This is a genomic window from Achromobacter marplatensis (genome assembly GCF_002209535.1).
GTDB lineage: Bacteria > Pseudomonadota > Gammaproteobacteria > Burkholderiales > Burkholderiaceae_B > Achromobacter > Achromobacter marplatensis.
Map to the genome: position 1 here is coordinate 1 of NZ_NJIG01000017.1, position 18,038 is coordinate 18,038.

The window sequence follows — 18,038 nt, forward strand, 5'->3', positions numbered from 1 at the left end:
TCGTTCGAGACCAGGACGTTGATAGGTCGGGTGTGGAAGCGCAGTAATGCGTTAAGCTAACCGATACTAATTGCTCGTGAGGCTTGATCCTATAACACTGATGGTTATGACCTGGTGATATAGCGTTCCAAGTGTCGTTCAATACAAAATCTGGCTGCACCGTCAGCAGCCAGCCAACACCAATTACACCCCCCTGTGCGTGATCATCGAGCTAGTCTCTGATCACCACACGTTGTGTTTCTTCCAAGATTGGAGCAGTTGCCTAACCGCAACCGCTCAACCAGTTACGCCTGACGACCATAGCAAGGTGGTACCACTCCTTCCCATCCCGAACAGGACAGTGAAACGCCTTCGCGCCGATGATAGTGGACGGACGTCTGTGAAAGTAGGTCATCGTCAGGCTTTTATTCCGCAAAACCCCACAGGTAATCCTGTGGGGTTTTGTCTTTGGGAAAACGGATTGGCAATACGGCTTAGCAAAACGGATGAGCCATAAAGAAACCCCCTCGCGGCTGGCGCCGCGAGGGGGTTTTGCGTTGGCGCTAAGAAATCAGGGCATCAGGGCAATTGGCGGCGCAAGGCAGCGAAGAAGAGTTCCGACTGCAGGCGTTCGCTTTGAATCTGCGCGGCGACTTTGCTGGCGATGGCGGTATCGACCGGCTTGAGCTGCCGTCCGGTGGATTGCGCCAGGACCTGAGCGCTACAGGCGCGTTCGAGGAAGAACAGATCGTCGTAGGCGTAGTCCAGCCGTTCGCCGCACACGACAACACCGTGATTGCCCAGAAACACGATATCCGCGCCCTGCATGGCGTGGGCGATGCGTTCGCCTTCGCTGACGTCCAAGGCCAGGCCGTTGTAGTTTTCGTCGATGGCCAGGCGTCCGTGGAAGCGCATGGCGTTTTGCGACAAGGTCGTGTCCAGTCCGCGATCAGAGGTCAGCGTCAGCGCCGTGGCGTACGGCATGTGCGTATGCAGCACACAGGCCTTGCCGGCGATACGGTGAATGGCGGCGTGGATGAACATGGCGGTGGGCTCGACTTCGTGGCGTCCGGCCAGCTTGTTCCCGTGGGCGTCGATCAGCACGATATCGTCAGCTTGCACTTCATTCCACATCAGGCCGCGTGGGTTGAGCAGGAAGTGGTCCGGATCGCCGGGCAGTGCCACGCTGAAATGATTGCAGACGCCTTCGCCCAGGCCGTGGGCGGCAGCGGCCCGCAGCGCCAGCGCCAGATCTGCGCGCAGTGTAGCAACGGGTTCTGCGTGAAAAAGAGCGTCGGCGAAACGGGGTTCTTGATTCATGACTACCTTCAAGGAGTTGGAGGGGAGTGGCTTCAAGGAGTTGGAGGGGAGTGGCGCGCGTCCGTCGTCAGAGCCAGCCGGCGGCGCGGAACAGCTCGGGCACGCGGTCCAAAGTCGGTACGGTAGCGTCCGGGCGGTAGTCCGGCAAGAGCTTGCGGCCTGTACCGCGGTCGATCCATACACAGCGAAAGCCGATCTCTCGGGCGGCGGCATGGTCCAGATGGGGGCTGGCGCAGATATGAACCACCTCGTCTGGCGTCACGCCTAGGCTGTTGTAGGCATGGGCGAAGATCTTGCGGGAGGGCTTGTAGGCCCCTGCCTGTTCGGCCGTGATGACGCGATCGATATGGCCACCCAACTGGGCCACATTGCCGGCGATGATCTGGTCATCGGTATTGGAGATGATGCACAGACGGAAGCCGGCCTGCTTCAAGGCGGCCAGCGTATCCACGACTTCAGGGAAGGGCGGCATGGCGGAGATGCTGCCGGTGAGCATCGCGGCGTCTTCTGGACGATAGGTAAGGCCGAAGTCCTGCATCGTGAGGCGGAGCGATTCCCGCGTGATGTCTGCAAAGCTGCGGTGCGGCGGGGTACGTTCCAATCGGTGTTCGTGTTCGTCGTACCCATGCAGGAATTGCGCCGGCGTGGGCGCGTCTTGCGCATCAGTGCTGGTCGCCAGAATGCGGGACACCGCCGCTTGCAAGCCTTCGTCCCATTGAATCAGCGTGCCGTAGCAGTCGAAGGTGAGCCATTTGGGACGGGGAAGATGATCCAGCGGCATATCGATTTCCTCATGGATGAAGGGAAGGGTAGCGTCAGCTTAAAGTCCGGCTCACAAAGTCGTAAAATTAATAATTAGAATCTGATCAGTTGCTAAGTCGATATCGAGCCCCCTATCTAACTGCTGCCTGTAGACGGATAACGAACCATCATGTTGGACCTGGAACTCCTGAGAACCCTGGTGTGCGTCGCGGATGAAGGCAGCTTCACGCGGGCGGCCAGCCGCGTGCATCGCACGCAGTCCACGGTAAGCCAGCAGGTGCGCAAGCTGGAGCAGACCGTCGGCAAGACGCTTTTGCTGCGGGACCGCGCGGGCAGCGACGTCGTGGCGACCGAGGACGGCGAGCTGATGCTGGTGTATGCACGCCGTTTGCTGGCCATGGCGGACGAGGCCGAGCATGTCGTGGCGGCGCCCCGCGCGGCGCGGGTGTTGCGGCTGGGAATTCCTGAAGACTTCGATGTGTCGCGGCTGACGGTGCTGCTGGCGGGCTTTGTCGCCAGGCATCCCGAGGCGCGCCTGGAGACGATCAGCGGCATGAGCACGGACCTGCGCGGCAAACTCGCTGCAGGCGATCTGGATCTGGCGCTGATCAAGCGGGAGCCGGGCGACGGTGCCTGCCTTGCGGCCTGGCCGGAGCGGCTGGTATGGGTGGGCGACAGGCGTCACCTGGCGGGATCCGCCGCCGTGCCGCTGGTGCTGTTTCCCCATGGCTGCATCTATCGCAAGCGCATGATCTACGCATTGGAAAGCGCGGGGCGCCCCTGGCACGTCGCATATCACAGCCATAGCTTGGCGGGCGTACAAGCTGCCGTAGCGGCCGGGTTGGGCGTGAGCCTGCTGCCTGCTTTTGCAAGGCTGGAGACGCATGCGCTGCTAGGTGCGCAAGAAGGGTTTGCGGCGGTGCCGCCGACCGAGCTGGCGATCGTGGGCAACTCGCGCGCGGCAAGCGGCATGGAGCAGCAGTTGGTGGCGGCGCTTAAGCAGGCTGTCGAGACGGATATCCAGAGTCTGGCTGCCAGCGTATAGGGCTGATGGGATTCCGGCTGCGCGCCAGCCAGCGCCTGCTGGGCAATCGGCACGCAGCCGTCACTTCACGTCAATTCAGATCGCCGTCCACGTAATACCACTGGTCGCCTTCCCTGACGAAGCGGCTGATTTCATGCATGCGGTGCGCGCGGCCGGCCTGGCGGCTGCGTGCGACGAATTCCACGGTGGCGTGGTCGGCGTCTTGATCGCGGGCTTGCTTGATGGTCAGTCCCAGCCACTTGAGGTCGGAGGGATTTGGCTCCAGCGACTCGGGGCGGGTGCTGGGATGCCAACTGGCCAGCAGGTAGGGCAGCTTGTCCAACACAAACGCGCTGTAGCGCGAGCGCATCAGCGCTTCGGCCGTCGGGGCCTGCATGGCCAAGGGGCCTTCATGCCAGCGGCCGCAACAGCGGGAATAAGCCGCGCCGCCACACGGGCAGGGCTCGGCCAAGGGTGAGGATTTCTTCGTCACGATAGGAGGTTGGGCGCTTAGGCGCGCAGGTCGTTGTATTCAGGGTGGCGGCGCATGTAGACCTCGGCGTAGGAGCACAAGGGGCGGACTTTCCAGCCGTTGGCCCGAGCTGTGTCCAGCGCAAACTTGGTGAGTTCCGCCGCGATGCCGCGGCCGCCCACCTGGCTGGGTACCCCAGTGTGGACGATGGCCATGACGTCCGCCTGGAGCTGATAGTCCAGCACGCACAGGACGCCATCGACGGTGGCGGTGAACCGGGATTGTCCGGGGTCTTGGGTGACAACGGTCATTCGGAGATTCCTTGGTCTGGTCAGGATACGAAGCCCAACGCCCAGATTAACAGTTGCGGGCGTAGGAGCGGGGCAGGTGCAGGGGAGGAACTAATCGTCGCGCCCGAGCGTGACGAAAATGCCGTCGGCTTCGTGTAATCGGGGGCCCGCCGGCAGGATCAAGATCGAGACGTCGTCGGGCAGCTTGGAGGCCAGCGCTTTCAGGCGTTCGCTGACGACGCCCTCCAGTGAATCGCGGCTTGCCTCGTCAGGGATGGCAAGGCTTAGCGCGACCTTGTTCCAGGCTTCCCACGATTCCGGCGCTTGCCGGTACGTCAACGTTGTCCACGCCGACGGGTTGATGGTGCTGCCATCCGCCAGCCGGGGAGGTGCATCGCTCGAGGCTTCGAGCTTCTCGCGCGTGGCGCCGGCATAGATCCACGAGGCTGGCGTGCGGATTCCCTTGCTGGCTTGGGCGGGAATATCCAGTTTGGCGGCCAACGCCTCCAATGCCTGATCCGTGGACAACCTGGCTTCTTGAAGCCGGACGGGATCAATCGAGATCCAAAGCTGGAGGGGCTCTGGCAGATTGCTCCAGACCTGGGTGATGTACTGGCTGTCGCCAATGCCCGGGCCGATCGTTTCGGCAGCCAGGCGTTGCAGCTCGGGCTTGCTCAGCCGGGGGCTGGCGACCAGCAGATAGAGATCGGCGCTGGGGACGGCGCCCCATACCAGGGCGGGAGGCTGGACGGCGTCTGACGCACTGGCCTGCGTGGCACTTGCGGGCAGGCACACGCAGAAGGCCAGTGCGATAAGCAAACTGCGGCCTGTTGGCCGCAAGCGGTGAATCCGGGTCACGAGAAAATAGGCCCTTAACGACGCAAGGTCTTGAGCAACGCCGTGAGCTGGGCGTCGCGGTTTTCCACGAGGTCTGCAATGCTGCGTTGGCCGGCTTCGGCGTTGACGCCTTCGATCAGGCGTCTTTGCAGTTCGGGCGTGACCTCGGGTGCGCCCAGGTCGTCCCACCAGGTTTGCACCGGACCCAGCAGGTGGTCCATGAAGTTGGCCAGGCCGCCTGCACCGCCGCCCAGGTTGAAAGTCATGTGCGGGCCGAAGAGCGCCCACCGCAGGCCCGGGCCTTGCGAGACGGCGGCGTCGATGTCCGCCACGCTGGCGACGTTTTCGGCGGCCAGGTGGATGGCTTCGCGCCACAGTGCCGCTTGCAGGCGGTTGGCGATGTGACCGGGCACTTCCTTGTTCAGGCGGATGGGATGCTTGCCCATCGCCTGGTAGAAGGCGATGCTGCGATCAATGGTCTTGGCTGAGGTCTGGTCTCCGCCCACCACTTCGACCAGCGGGATCAGGTGCGGCGGGTTGAACGGATGGCCGATGACGAAACGCCCGGCATGGCGGCAACGCGATTGCAGGCGGCTCATGATGAGGCCCGACGAACTGGACGCCACGAGGACGTGCGGCGGCAAGATGGCGTCCATGCGCGCGAAGAGATCGATTTTGAAGTCTTCGCGTTCGGGGGCATTTTCTTGCACGAAGTCCACGCCGGCCAAGGCGGCCGTCAAGTCCGGCTCGAAGCGCAACGCATCGGGCGACGCGCCGTCGGCCACGCGGCCCAGCTCTTTCAATACGGGCCAGGCCGCTTGCACACGGGCACGGGTCAGGGCTTCGGCGTCAGAGGCCGGATCGCTGACGACAACTTCCAATCCGTGTGCCAGGAACAGCGCGGCCCAACTGGCGCCGATGGTGCCTGCGCCGACGATGGCGACGCGGCGGATGGACGGATTGGACGTGGCGGTGCTGGGCATGCGGCTCTCCGGTAGGTGGGGAATCGCCACATTGTGAAGCAAACGCTGGACCGTTGCCACGGCACCCATTGAACGGCAAGATGACGGATCTTCCTGCACACACGGAGCACGCCACGTGGATGCCAGATATGCCGGCCAATCGGCCGTACCGTATTTTTGCCAATGGGAATCGGCCCACCTGGCGGACGCGATCATCCGGAAGGAGCTCGCGCTGGCCGAAGATCCGGCATGGCCGACATCCGGTGCCCGCGATGTCGAGGAATATGTCCGCTGGGCCAATCACGTCTGCGGCATGGCGTGCCTGAAGATGGTGTTGGCGGCGCGCAGCGGGCAGATCCACCCCACGCTGGAACTGGCCCGGCGCAGCCTGGCGTTCGGTGCCTATACGGACCGAGAGGGCGAGATCAAAGGGTTGATCTATGCACCGTTCGTGCGCTTCGTCACGGAGGAGTTCGGACTGGACGCCCAGGTGCACGTCGGGCTGGAGACCGCGGCGTTGCCCGCCGTGCTGGAAGGCGCCGACTACTTCATGGCTTCCGTGCATCCGGACATTCGACAGACCGACCGGCTTCCCCCCAGCAAAGGCGGCCATCTGGTGCTGGTGACGCGAGCGTCCCCGACCTCAGTCACGTTTCACAATCCGTCCGGCGAAGTGGGCCAGCAGGCGGATGTCGAGTTGCCGTTGGCTGCGTTCGACGCGTTCTTTGCCGGACGGGGCATCGCTATCCTGCCGGGCAGGCAGGAATGAGCCCTCAGGCGTTGCGCGCGCGCCGCAGGTGCCGCCAGACCAAGGCCACGGCCACGGCATAGCTGGCGGCGATGACGACATAGGCCACCGGCAGGCTCGCGTGCCAGTCGGGCAGCAGATGCAGGATGGTGCCCATCAGCGCGACGCCAACGAGCGCGCCGGACTGGCGGTTGGCATTTAGCGCCGCCGCCGCGCTGTTGGCGTGATGCTTGCCCGAGACCTGCATGACGACGCTGGTCATCGCCGGCACGGCGATGCCAACGCCCAGGTTGCCAAGCGCGACCATGAGGGCGAACGGCCAGTAGGCCATGTCCGGCGAGAAGGCATAGATGCCGGCGGCGCTCATGATGGTGGCAAGGGATACGCCGCCCAACAGTGACGCTGATACGTTCCAGCGCGCCGAAACACGGCCCGAGATCATGTTGCCGATGGAGAACACGGCCAGCATGGGCACCAGCTGGATGCCGGTCTGCAGGGCGTCCGTGCCGCGCGCATGCTGCAGGAACAGGCTGAGCAGGAACAACTGGCCGTAGGACGCCAGGTTGATCAGAAAGCCTACACCGTTGGCTGCCGCGAATTGCGTCGTCTTGAACAGCGCACGCGGCAGGATGGGTTCGGCGTGGCGGCGTTCGCGGCGCACCAGCAGCACGACGGCCACGGCGCACAGTGCCGCGACGCCTGCGATGCGGCTAGAGGTCCAGCCATAGGCATTGCCCTGGATCAGCACGAAGCATAGCGACGACAACGCGACGACGCCCAACAGGTGGCTCAGCGGATTGAGCGCCCGGGGGCGGCGCGGCGCGGCCTGGACGCGGCGGCGGGCCAGCCACAGTCCGACAATGCCCAGCGGCAGATTGATCAGGAAGATGCCGCGCCATCCGAATTGGTGGATCAGCACGCCACCCAGCAACGGGCCGGCGGCGCCCGCTACCGCCACGATGGCCGACCAGGCGGCCAGCATCCGGTTGCGTACCTGTTCGTCTTCATACGCATGGGTCAGCAGGCTCAAGGAGCTGGGCATGAACAGCGCGGCGCCCACGCCCTGCAGCATGCGGGCCGCAATCAGCGAATCCGCGTTGGGCGCCAGGCCGCAAAGCAGTGACGCCAGCGTGAATACGCCCAAGCCGCTCAGGTAGATGGTCTTGGCGCCGTAGCGGTCCGCCAGCGCCCCGGCCACCAGCAGCAAGGCCGCGAAGGTGAGCGTATAGCCGTCCACGATCCACACCAGGTCGGTCAGCGGGACGGTGAATTGCAGCGCAATGCTGGGCAGCGCCACGTTGACCACGGTGACGTCCAGCATGGCCATCACAAAGCCGATGGCCAGCGTGACGAGCGGTAGCCAGCCGGTAATGGGTTTGACGTCCACGGCGGGGACGGGGGCTTGAGGGCAGGCGGTAGTCATGATGGCAGTAAGTGTTGCGGCATTCCGAGGGCTGAATCTTAGGAGGTTTCAGCGATGCAAAAAATCCGTATATGTGCTTTATAGTGATGCAAAAATGCATCGACTCGGCCCTTGCGGTCCGGGTAAAAGGGACGCCATGGATTGGGACAACGCCAGGATTTTCCTGGCCATATATCGAATAGGCACCTTGCGCGGCGCAGCGGCCTTGCTGCAGATCGATCAGGCCACGGCTGGCAGGCGCCTGGCAGCTTTGGAGTCTTCCCTGGACGCGCGGCTGTTCCTGCGCACGCCGGGGGGCTATGTGCCGACTGCGGCGGGCGAGTTGGCGTTTGCCGCCGCCGAGCGCATGGAGCAGGCGGCCGACCAGCTGCAGCGGCAAATGCAGGGCCTGGACCACCGCTTGTCCGGGGTCGTGCGCGTGGCGGCTTCGGAAACCGTGGCCAGCTACTTCATCATGGAGGCGGTGCGCCGCGTGCATGCCCAGCACCCGGATATTCGGGTGCTGCTGTCCACGTCGATCCAGATCAGCAACCTGACGCGTCGCGAGGCGGACCTGGCCATCCGCAACGTCAAGCCCGACAACCCAGACCTGATCCAACGCCACCTGACGCGCAAGGACGTGGGTCTGTACGCGTCGCGCAGCTATCTTGCCAAGCATGGCGAGCCGCGGCCGGGCACGGCATTCGCCGGCCATGCGCTGGTGACGTACCAGCAGTCCGTGCTGCCGGGCTGGTCCGATACCTTCTGCGGCGAACCCACAGGCAATGGCCATGTCGCCATCGAATTGAATTCGGGGCTGATGATCATCGAGGCCGTGGCGGCTGGCCTGGGCATCGGTGAACTGCCTACCCATATGGCGCCGGACTATCCGGAACTGGTCCGTATTTGGCCCACCCGCAGCGAACCCTATGACCTCTGGCTGGTGATGCATGGCGATCTGAACCGCACCGCGCGCGTGCGCGCGGTAGCCGATGCGATTGTCGAGGTCTTCGAAACGGAAAAATAGCGGCCGACCCGCGACGCACTGCGGTAAACCGTGGCTTGTGGGCAGGCACGGCAGGCGCTAAGGTTTGCTTGCCCCCGAAAAACATCCCTTGAGGAGTGACGCGTGTCCGAAATCTGGCGTTTGTCCGCAGTTGAACTTGCCGCCCGCATCCGCAATCGCGACGTGTCCGCCACCGAAGCGGCGCATAGCGCGCTGGTGCGGCTGAACGCCGCGAATCCGGCAGTCAACGCGGTGGTCGATCACCGTCCGGAAGATGTACTGGCGCAGGCTGCGGCGGTGGATGCCGCGTTGGCGCGCGGGGAAGACCCCGGCATTCTGGCGGGAGTACCCGTCACAGTGAAGGTCAACGTAGATCAGGCGGGCTACGCCACCACTAATGGCGTCACCTTGCAGAAAGACCTGATTGCCGCCGTGAACAGCCCGGTGGTGGACAACCTGCGGCGGGCTGGCGCCGTCATCCTGGGCCGCACCAATACGCCGGCATTTTCACTGCGCTGGTTCACGAGCAACGCCGTTCATGGCGAAACGCGCAATCCCCGCAATGCGGCGCTGACGCCCGGCGGATCCTCGGGCGGCGCGGCGTCGGCCGTGGCGGCCGGCATCGGGCACCTGGCGCACGGCACGGACATCGCGGGCTCCATCCGCTATCCCGCCTATGCTTGCGGCGTGCACGGGCTGCGCCCGTCGCTGGGCCGCGTGCCCGCATACAACGCCGCCTTGCCCGAGCGTTCGATCGGCGGGCAACTGACCGCAGTGTCGGGGCCCTTGGGGCGCACCATTGCCGATGTGCGCCTGGGGCTGGCCGCGCTGTCGGCGGCGGATCCGCGCGACCCGTGGTGGGTGCCGGCACCGCTGGTGGGGCCGGAGGTGCCGCGGCGCGCTGCGCTGTGCGTGAATCCAGAGGGCATGGAAACCGAACCGGCGGTCGTCAAGGCGTTGCAGGAAGCCGCGCGCAGGCTGACCGAGGCCGGCTGGACGGTCGACACGCTGGATTCGATTCCGCCGCTGCAGGAGGCGGCCGATCTACAGATCCGCATGTGGATGGCGGATGGCTACGACGGCATGCTGGCCGCTGCTGAGAAAGAAGGCGACCCCGGGGCATTGGTGGCATTGCGCGGCCAGCGCGATAAGGCCGCGGGCGCCGATCTGACCAGTTTTTCGGCCGTGCTGACGCGTCGTGCGACGTTGACGCGCTTGTGGGAATTGTTCTTTGCGGAGTATCCGATCCTGCTGTTGCCGGTGTCGGCCGAGTTGCCGTTTCCGGACAAGCTGGATTTGCAGGGCGATGCGGCCTACGCTCGGGTGTGGCGGGCTCAGATGACCCAGATTGGCGTGCCCTTCATGGGCTTGCCCGCGTTGGCGGTCGCGATGGGCGGCGCAATGAGCAGCGTGGGGCCAAGCCCGGTGGGCGTGCAGATCGTGGCGGGGCGCTACCGTGAAGACCTGTGTCTGGCTGCCGGTGAGGTGATCGAAGCCGCCGGAGAGCCGGTCAGCATCGCGGAACCCAAGGCGCGCTAGTTCAGGCGTTCAACCGTGTGCGGAGGCAGGCGTTGCCGCTTGCCATTCCGCGCGCAGCAATCCCATCATGCCGGTGTCCCAACGCTCGTCTCCGGCGCGCGTGGACGAGCGCCGCACGCCTTCCATCGTGAAGCCCAATCCCTCATAGGTACGGATGGCCGGCGTGTTGAACATGTAGACGTTTAGTTCCAGGCGCTCTATGCCAGGGGTCTGGAAGGCTTCTTCGATCATCAGCGTAACCATGGGCCGGGCCAAGCCTTGTCCGCGTTCGGCCGGTGCGATGGCGACACGACCCAGGCGGGCGTTGCCGTCGCGCCAGTCGTACGCCAACTGCGCGTGACCCACGGGCGTGCCGTCACGGCAGACCATCCAGCAACGGCGATTGGGCGGGCTGGCTTGTCCTTGCGCCAGCATGTCGGACATGTCGGCTTGCGCAAGCGGGAACGACAGGTGGGAGCCCCCCCATTGCACGACCTCTGGCAGGCTGGAAAACCAGCTGGCCAAGAGCGGAAAGTCCGAGGAAGCAAAGGGGCGCAGGGTCAGCATGGCACAGGGCTCCGGGGGGATGCGCTAGTGGTTGAACCGCAGGCGCAGCACGCCCAGGTCGCCGTACGTCAATTCGATGTCTTGATTAGCGGGCACGTCCAGGAAACCGGCATACGAACCCGTGATGACGTGCTGGCCCGCATGCAGGCCCAGGCCTTGTTCACGCAGGAAATTCGCAAGCCAGTACAGGCCCGCCTTGGGGTGGCCGTTTGGGTGGAAGCCGGCATGCTGCTCGATTTCCTGGCCATCGATTGCCAGCGTGAGGCTCATGCTGGCGGGGGCGGCATCCGGCGATACGATGCGCGGGCCAAGCACGATGCCCTGATTGAACATGTGGTCCGCCAGCAATTCAGGCAGGCTCGCGTGTTCGGGCGACGCATAGCGGCAACCCAGGACTTCCAGCGCAAGCCGGGCGCCGCCGATTGCGGCATCGACTTCCGCTTCGGTGTACGGCGTGTCGCGTGCGGGCAGGTCGCGGGCCAGTTCGAACGCGAATTCAGGTTCGACGCGCACGACGGCGGTGCGGCTGGCGATGGGGCCGGCTTCCGCGTAGGCCGTGTTCGACGCATAGATCGGCGCCACCACGGTTTTTTCGGGCGACGGCAGTGCGCTTTTCCACGCCGCGATGCGGTCTTGCCGGGTTTCTTGCAGCAGCTGCGCCGTGCGCTGCTGCACGGCGAATGCCTGGCCCAGGGACTGCGGGCGGAAGGCGGCGGGCAGGCGTGGACCGGCCACGCCGGAATCCCGGGCGGCGATCAACGCGCGGGCGGCGTCCAGGCTGCCGGGATAGTCTTCAATTCTGATCTGCATGCGTTCATGCTCCCAGGTACAACATGATCCACAGGACGATCATGGCGATAAGGCCCAGCCAGCAAGAACCCCAAAAACCCACGATGGGCCACTTCAGCGCCAGCGGCGTCTTCTTCGGGTCGACATGGCCCAGCAGGTCATTGGCGTTGCCGATCAGCCAGAAGCGGGTGCCGGGGAACATCAGGCGGAAAAAGTAATCCAGCATGATCGCGGCCTGGATGGACAGCGGATATTGCTTGAACGGGCGGTGCTGCAGGTAAGGGTGCTTCAGCGTGGCGTTGATCTGTTTGCTCTTGAAGAAAAACAGCACGATGCCGCTGAGCGAGCAGGTGATGAAGCAGAGCACGAATAGGCTGAACGCCATGGCCATGACGGGTGAATGCATGGGGGTCTCAAGAGTGCGCGGCGTGCCGCATTGGGATGATAAGAAGCCTGGAAAAGTATTCTGGCCGTATTGTAGAAGGCTTGGCGCAGCCCCGTGTTCAGGGCTGCGTCAGCCGTGCGCGCCGGGGCCAAGCGCCCCCGCGGCACGCGCACGCCGGCGTCAGCCGCGCGTCTGGCCTTCGCCGCTGAGCACCCACTTCAGCGTGGTCAGGCCTTCAAGGCCGACCGGGCCGCGGGCGTGCAGGCGGTTCGTGGAAATACCGATTTCGGCGCCCAGCCCGTATTCGAAACCATCGGCAAAGCAGGTGGGCAAGTTCACATAGACCGAGCTGGAATCGACTTCGCGCTGGAAGCGCTGCGCGGCTGACAGGTCTTCGGTGACGATGGCGTCAGTGTGGCCGGAACCCCAGCGCGCGATGTGTTCGATGGCGTCGTCCAGCGTATCGACGATGCGTACGGCCAGGATGGGGCCCAGGTATTCCGTGCCCCAGTCTTCGTCGGTGGCCGGCGTGATGTGCGGCAGCAGGGCCAGCGTGCGCGGGCAGCCCCGCAGTTCGACGCCATGCTCGATGAAGGCCGCGGCCAGCGTGGGCAGGATGGAAACGGCGGCCACGGCGTCGACCAACAGGGTTTCCATGGCGCCGCAGATGCCGTAACGATAGGTCTTGGCGTTGAAGGCAATGCTGTGCGCCTTGTCCGGATCGGCCGCGGCGTCGATATAGATATGGCAGTTGCCGTCCAGATGCTTGATGAGGGGCACGCGGGCTTCTTGCGACAGGCGGGCGATCAGGCCCTTTCCGCCGCGCGGCACGATGACGTCGATGTGTTCGGTCATGGTGATGAGCTTGCCTACGGCGGCGCGGTCGGCGGTGGCCACGACCTGCACGGCGTCTTGCGGCAGGCCGGCGGCGGCCAGGCCCGTCTGCACGACTCGGCCCAGGGCAATGTTGGAGTGCAGCGCTTCGCTACCCCCGCGCAGGATGGCGGCATTGCCGGACTTCAGGCATAGCGCGGCAGCGTCGATCGTGACGTTGGGGCGTGATTCGTAAATGATGCCGATGACACCGAGCGGTACGCGCATCTGGGCCACACGCATGCCGTTGGGGCGCACGGTGGTGGCGGTGATGCTGCCGATCGGGTCGGGCAAGGCGGCGATCTGGCGCAAGCCTTCGGCCATGTGCGCGAGGGTCTTGTCGGACAGCGTAAGGCGGTCAAGCAGCGCCGGTTCCAGGCCGTTGGCGCGGGCGGCGGCAACGTCCTTTTCATTGGCGGCTTTCAGCTCGTCGTGGCTGGCGGCCAGGGCGTCGGCCATTGCTAGCAGCGCCTTGTTCTTGGCGGCACTGTTGGCGCGCATCATGGCGCGCGAGGCGCGGCGGGCGTTCTCGCCCAGGGTGAGCATGGCGTGTTCGATGGAGGACGAGGACATGGCGGCGTCGATCATGGAGTTAGGGCGGCGCAAGCGCCGTCTGAATATTTCAGTGTATATCCGGCCGGAGGGCCGGGCGTAGGGAGCGGGGGCGAGGCGAAGGCGGCGGCAATGCCGCCTTCACGGTCGTCCGCCGGCGGCGGCGACCCGCAGCGCCAGCCGGGTCATTTCTTCCCAGGGGTCGGATAGGCGGCCAGGCACGGACAGGCCCTTGATCAGGCGGTCGACTTCGTGGGCATGCTGCACTGCGGCCGGCCAGACGCCGGGCTGCACCCGGCTCAGGGCTTGCAGCGCCAGGCGTTCGTGAGCGCCGAAAATGCGCAGGCGGCGCATCAGGCCGTTGACATCCTGGCCCAGGGCGCGCGCTTCCGCGACGCGGGCCAGCAGGCGGATCTCTTCGCCCACCGCCCACAGCACCAGCGGCAGCGCTTCGCCTTCGGCGCGCAGGCCGTCGATCATGCGGATGGTGCGGGAAATGTCGCCGGCCAGCATGGCGTCGCGCAGGCCAAAGACGTCGTAGCGGGCCACGTTCAGCACCGCGCGTTCAACATCTTCGGCCGCCAATTGGCCCTCGGGGTAGAGCAGCCCCAGTTTCTGGATTTCCTGGTGCGCCGCCAGCAGGTTGCCTTCGACCTTGTCGGCCATCCATTGCAGGGTGGCGCCGTCGGCGCGCTGGTTCTGGCGGGCCAGCCGCATCCCCACCCAGGCCGGCAACCGGCCGCGTTCAATATTGGGGATGTCGACCATCATGCCGCCACGGGCCAGCGCCTGGACCCAGCGGCTTTCGCGGGTGGCTTTGTCAAGGCGGGGCAGGGCGATCAGGACCAGCGTGTCCGCATCCGGCTGCTTTTCGGCTTGCTCGGCCAGTTTGGTCAGCGTATCGGCGCCGGACTTGCCCGGCTTGCCGGTGGGGATCTTGATTTCAAGGATGCGGCGGTCGCCGAACAGCGAGACGCTTTGGGTGGCGGCGGTGACCGCGCTCCAGTCGCTGCGGGCGTCCATCACCATGGACAGCCGTTCGGAGTAGCCGGCGTTGCGCGCCGAGGCGCGCAACGCGTCAACCGCTTCGGTTACCAGCAGGGGCTCGTCGCCCGATACCGTATACATCGCGGCGAGCCGGTTGCCCGGCCGCTGCAGATGTTCGGCCAGCCGGTCCGCGTCCATAGACTGTGCCATGGGCTAGCGGAGGATGGCCGGGTCAGTGGTGGACGGCGTCTGCCACGGCGTGGGCGTGCGCTGCGGTTGCGGCGCATTCGGGTCGTACAGCGGGATTTCGCCGTTTTCACCGCGCTCCTCGGCGTTCTCGAAGGCACGGCGCACATCAGGCGCGGTCATGCGGCGCAGCACTCGGGTGACGAGATCGCGTTGCATGGCCTTGTAGAGTGTCTCGATCTGGCCTTGCTTGGCCTGCACGACCTGATCGTCATACGGCATTTCGCGGTAGATCGACAGCGTGGTGTCCGGGATCAGCGCGCGTCCCTTGTTGTCGATCAGGCGGAACGTGAAGTTGATGCCGAGTTCGTATTCCTCGACACGGCCCTGCGCGTTCAGCGAGACCTCACGCAGCGTGCGCGTATCGGCGACTTGCTGCAGGATGGCTTGCGCCTCCTTGGGCGTGTCCACGAGCTTCGTATTGGGCGAAGCCGCGCGCAGCGAACGGCGCACGTCGGCGCCGAACTGGGTGTTGTCGGGAATGCCGACATACAGCGTGTCGAACGGCATCGGGGTGACTCCCCGCAATGCGAAACCGCATGCGGAGAGCAGCATGAACAGCGCCAGGCAGGCGCCGCGCAGCAGCCAGGATTGGCGGGAGGAGTGCGTTTGTTGCCCGGCGAAGTACATGCTTGACCTCATCAGCCTACGACGTTGACCAGTTTGCCCGGAACCACGATAACGCGCTTGGGCGGACGGCCTTCCAGGAAGCGGGTGACTTCTTCCTGGCTGGCGGCGAGCTTCTCGATATCTTCCTTGGGGGCGGCGGCGGCCACGCGGATCGAGCCGCGCAGCTTGCCGTTGACCTGGAGCATCAGCTCGATTTCGTCTGCGATCAGCGCGGCTTCGTCCACATGCGGCCACGGCGCGTCCAGCAGGTCGCCCAGTTCCTTGGCGTAACCGAGGTCTTGCCACAGGTGCCAGGTGATGTGCGGGACGACCGGGTACAGCACGCGCAGCAGCACGCCAAGGGTTTCGGCGTACGCGGCGTCGGAGGCGGCGTCTTCGGCCAGCTTGGCGTCGTCGATGGCGTTCAGCATTTTCATGCACGCGGACACGACGGTGTTGTACTGGATGCGCTGGTAGTCGTAGTCGGCCTGCTTGAGCAGCGTGTAGACCTCGCGGCGCAGATCCTTGACGGCGGCCTGGGCTTGCGACCAGTCGGCGCCATTGGCCAGACCGCGTGCCACGGCGTCGCGGCGGGCGTAGCTGATCGACCAGAGGCGGCGCAGGAAGCGGTTCGAACCTTCTACGCCGGAGTCGGACCATTCAAGGGTCTGCTCGGGCGGGCTGGCGAACATGACGAACAGGCGGGCCGTGTCGGCGCCCAGCGTATCGATCAGCGATTGCGGGTCGACGCCGTTGTTCTTGGACTTGGACATCGTGCCCACGCCGCCATAAGTGATGGCGGAGCCGTCCGACTTCAGCTTGGCGCCGGTGATGGCGCCGCGGTCGTCATAGACGTTTTCGACGTCTTCGGGCCAGAAATACTCGATGCCGCCCTGGGGCGTCTTGCGCGAATAGATGTGGTTCAACACCATGCCCTGGCACAGCAGCTTGGTGAAGGGCTCGTCGAAGTTGAGCAAGCCCATGTCGCGCATGACCTTGGTCCAGAAACGGGCGTACAGCAGGTGCAGCACGGCGTGCTCGATGCCGCCGATGTACTGGTCCATCGGCATCCAGTAGTCATTGCGCGCATCGACCATGGCGGTGTCGTTGCCAGGCGAGGTGTAGCGCATGAAGTACCAGGACGAGTCCACGAACGTATCCATCGTGTCCGTTTCGCGGCGCGCGGGCTTGCCGCAGCTGGGGCAGGCGCAGGACAGGAAGGCTTCGTTCTTGGCCAGCGGGTTGCCGCTGCCGTCGGGGATCAGGTCGTCGGGCAGGACGACGGGCAGGTCTTTTTCGGGGACCGGGACGGGACCGCAATCCGCGCAGTGGATGATCGGGATCGGGGTGCCCCAGTAGCGCTGGCGCGAAATGCCCCAGTCGCGCAGGCGCCACGTGGTCTGCTTTTCACCCAGGCCTTGCGCGCCCAGGTCGGCGGCGATGGCGTCCACGGCCTCCTTGTGCGAGAGGCCGTCGTACTTGCCCGAGTTGATGGTGCGGCCGGACTGCTTGTCGCCGTACCATTCCTGCCACGCGTCGGTGGAGTATTCCTTGCCGGCCACGTCCACGACCTGGACGATGGGCAGCTTGTATTTCTTGGCGAAGGCGAAATCGCGCTCGTCGTGCGAGGGCACGCCCATGACAGCGCCGTCGCCGTAGGTCATCAGCACGTAGTTGCCGACCCAGACCTCGACCTCTGCGCCCGTCACCGGGTGCGTGACGGTCAGGCCGGTGGGCATGCCTTCCTTTTCACGCGTGGCCATTTCGGCCTCGGTCGTGCCGCCCAGCTTGCATTGCTCGATGAACGACGCCAACTGCGGGTTGTTGCGAGCCGCGTGCGTAGCCAGGGGGTGTTCCGGCGCCACGGCGCAGAACGTCACGCCCATGATGGTGTCGGCGCGGGTCGTGAAGACGTACAGCTTGCCGTCCTGGATCAGCTGGCCGTCCGGGCCGGCGATCTTGTGCGGGAAGGCAAAGCGCAGGCCCTCGGACTTGCCGATCCAGTTTTCCTGCATCAGGCGGACGCGCTCGGGCCAGCCGGGCAGGTCGTTCTGGACGGCGCCCAGCAGCTCGTCGGCGTAGTCGGTAATGCGCAGGTAGTAGCCCGGGATCTCGCGCTTTTCAACCAGCGCGCCCGAACGCCAGCCGCGGCCGTCGATGACTTGTTCGTTGGCCAGCACGGTCTGGTCCACTGGATCCCAGTTCACGACCTGGGTCTTGCGGTAGGCCACGCCCTTTTCCAGCATCTTCAGGAAGAGCCACTGGTTCCACTTGTAGTACTGCGGATCGCAGGCGCACATTTCGCGCGTCCAGTCGATCGCCAGACCCATCGCCTTCATCTGCTTCTTCATATAGGCGATGTTGTCGTAGGTCCACTTGGCCGGCGGCACCTTGGACTTGATGGCGGCGTTTTCCGCCGGCATGCCGAAGGCGTCCCAGCCCATGGGCATCAGGACGTTATAGCCACGCATGCGCAACTGACGGGCCATCATGTCGTTGATGGTGTAGTTGCGCACGTGGCCCATATGCAGCTTGCCGCTGGGATAGGGCAGCATCGAGCAGGCGTAGAACTTTGGCTTTTCGGAGCCGTCGGCGTTCTTCGCGTGTTCGTGGACCAGATAGGCGTCGCGGGCCTGCCAGTCTTGATGGGCGGCCGCTTCGACGGTAGTGGGGAGGTAACGTTCCTGCATGGGCTCGGGCACGGTGGCAA

General features: G+C 65.0%; 18 protein-coding genes and 2 rRNA genes. 6 read left to right on the top strand and 14 right to left on the bottom strand.

From position 1 onward, the window contains the following. Positions 1-91 (top strand): 23S ribosomal RNA (locus CEY09_RS26075); the annotation flags it as partial. Positions 92-289: 198 nt separating this feature from the next. Continuing rightward, positions 290-402: ribosomal RNA gene (gene rrf, locus CEY09_RS26080) — 5S ribosomal RNA — on the top strand. 156 nt (positions 403-558) lie between these two features. On the opposite strand, the gene CEY09_RS26085 is transcribed toward rrf, so the two are convergent. Both CEY09_RS26085 and CEY09_RS26090 read right to left on the bottom strand, forming a co-directional pair. Next, positions 559-1,299, bottom strand: coding sequence for an aldolase (locus tag CEY09_RS26085; RefSeq protein WP_088590835.1), 741 nt, complete (start codon positions 1,297-1,299; stop codon positions 559-561). A gap of 67 nt (positions 1,300-1,366) precedes the next feature. Next, positions 1,367-2,080: a haloacid dehalogenase type II gene (locus CEY09_RS26090; RefSeq protein ID WP_088590836.1), complete on the bottom strand. Its 714-nt coding sequence runs from the start codon at positions 2,078-2,080 to the stop codon at positions 1,367-1,369. Positions 2,081-2,230: 150 nt separating this feature from the next. Here CEY09_RS26090 and CEY09_RS26095 point away from each other — a divergent pair, with 150 nt between their 5' ends. Beyond that, positions 2,231-3,106 carry a LysR substrate-binding domain-containing protein gene (locus tag CEY09_RS26095; protein ID WP_088590837.1) on the top strand — a complete coding sequence of 292 codons (876 nt, stop codon included), beginning with the start codon at positions 2,231-2,233 and terminating at the stop codon, positions 3,104-3,106. Positions 3,107-3,176: 70 nt separating this feature from the next. Here CEY09_RS26095 and CEY09_RS26100 read toward each other — a convergent pair whose 3' ends face one another. From CEY09_RS26100 to CEY09_RS26115, 4 genes are all read right to left on the bottom strand, one after another. Next, positions 3,177-3,578: a YchJ family protein gene (locus tag CEY09_RS26100; RefSeq protein ID WP_088590838.1), complete on the bottom strand. Its 402-nt coding sequence runs from the start codon at positions 3,576-3,578 to the stop codon at positions 3,177-3,179. Positions 3,579-3,595: 17 nt separating this feature from the next. Continuing rightward, entirely contained in the window at positions 3,596-3,868 is a 273-nt protein-coding gene (locus CEY09_RS26105) for a GNAT family N-acetyltransferase (RefSeq protein WP_006223530.1), read from the bottom strand. Positions 3,869-3,958: 90 nt separating this feature from the next. Further along, the gene (locus tag CEY09_RS26110; RefSeq protein ID WP_088590839.1) at positions 3,959-4,666 is read right to left on the bottom strand and encodes a hypothetical protein; all 708 of its coding nucleotides are present in this window, start codon (positions 4,664-4,666) and stop codon (positions 3,959-3,961) included. A gap of 53 nt (positions 4,667-4,719) precedes the next feature. Beyond that, a complete protein-coding gene (locus CEY09_RS26115) occupies positions 4,720-5,667 on the bottom strand; it encodes a 3-hydroxyacyl-CoA dehydrogenase NAD-binding domain-containing protein (protein ID WP_088590840.1) in 948 nt (315 codons plus the stop codon). 115 nt (positions 5,668-5,782) lie between these two features. Between CEY09_RS26115 and CEY09_RS26120 the strand changes: the two genes are divergently transcribed. Beyond that, positions 5,783-6,415: a cysteine peptidase family C39 domain-containing protein gene (locus CEY09_RS26120; RefSeq protein WP_088590841.1), complete on the top strand. Its 633-nt coding sequence runs from the start codon at positions 5,783-5,785 to the stop codon at positions 6,413-6,415. 4 nt (positions 6,416-6,419) lie between these two features. On the opposite strand, the gene CEY09_RS26125 is transcribed toward CEY09_RS26120, so the two are convergent. Continuing rightward, positions 6,420-7,817, bottom strand: a complete 1,398-nt coding sequence (locus CEY09_RS26125) for an MFS transporter (RefSeq protein ID WP_088590842.1) — start codon at positions 7,815-7,817, stop codon at positions 6,420-6,422. Between the two features lie 136 nt (positions 7,818-7,953). Here CEY09_RS26125 and CEY09_RS26130 point away from each other — a divergent pair, with 136 nt between their 5' ends. Then, a complete protein-coding gene (locus CEY09_RS26130; RefSeq protein WP_006223525.1) occupies positions 7,954-8,823 on the top strand; it encodes a LysR family transcriptional regulator in 870 nt (289 codons plus the stop codon). 102 nt (positions 8,824-8,925) lie between these two features. Next, positions 8,926-10,341, top strand: a complete 1,416-nt coding sequence (locus tag CEY09_RS26135; RefSeq protein ID WP_088590843.1) for an amidase family protein — start codon at positions 8,926-8,928, stop codon at positions 10,339-10,341. 9 nt (positions 10,342-10,350) lie between these two features. Here CEY09_RS26135 and CEY09_RS26140 read toward each other — a convergent pair whose 3' ends face one another. The 7 genes from CEY09_RS26140 to leuS all read right to left on the bottom strand — a co-directional run bounded on the left by CEY09_RS26140 (position 10,351) and on the right by leuS (position 18,018). Further along, positions 10,351-10,887 carry a GNAT family N-acetyltransferase gene (locus CEY09_RS26140; protein ID WP_006223523.1) on the bottom strand — a complete coding sequence of 179 codons (537 nt, stop codon included), beginning with the start codon at positions 10,885-10,887 and terminating at the stop codon, positions 10,351-10,353. A 24-nt stretch (positions 10,888-10,911) separates the two neighbouring features. Then, entirely contained in the window at positions 10,912-11,697 is a 786-nt protein-coding gene (locus CEY09_RS26145; protein WP_006223522.1) for a 2-keto-4-pentenoate hydratase, read from the bottom strand. A gap of 4 nt (positions 11,698-11,701) precedes the next feature. Beyond that, the gene (locus tag CEY09_RS26150) at positions 11,702-12,082 is read right to left on the bottom strand and encodes a hypothetical protein (protein WP_175216773.1); all 381 of its coding nucleotides are present in this window, start codon (positions 12,080-12,082) and stop codon (positions 11,702-11,704) included. 159 nt (positions 12,083-12,241) lie between these two features. After that, the gene (locus tag CEY09_RS26155) at positions 12,242-13,522 is read right to left on the bottom strand and encodes a glutamate-5-semialdehyde dehydrogenase (RefSeq protein WP_088590844.1); all 1,281 of its coding nucleotides are present in this window, start codon (positions 13,520-13,522) and stop codon (positions 12,242-12,244) included. Positions 13,523-13,627: 105 nt separating this feature from the next. Further along, positions 13,628-14,683 carry a DNA polymerase III subunit delta gene (holA, locus tag CEY09_RS26160; protein WP_006223519.1) on the bottom strand — a complete coding sequence of 352 codons (1,056 nt, stop codon included), beginning with the start codon at positions 14,681-14,683 and terminating at the stop codon, positions 13,628-13,630. 3 nt (positions 14,684-14,686) lie between these two features. Continuing rightward, a complete protein-coding gene (locus CEY09_RS26165) occupies positions 14,687-15,349 on the bottom strand; it encodes an LPS-assembly lipoprotein LptE (RefSeq protein WP_088590845.1) in 663 nt (220 codons plus the stop codon). 11 nt (positions 15,350-15,360) lie between these two features. After that, complete coding sequence (gene leuS / locus CEY09_RS26170; RefSeq protein ID WP_088590906.1) at positions 15,361-18,018, bottom strand: leucine--tRNA ligase; 2,658 nt, start codon at positions 18,016-18,018, stop codon at positions 15,361-15,363. Between the last annotated feature and the right edge of the window lie 20 nt (positions 18,019-18,038).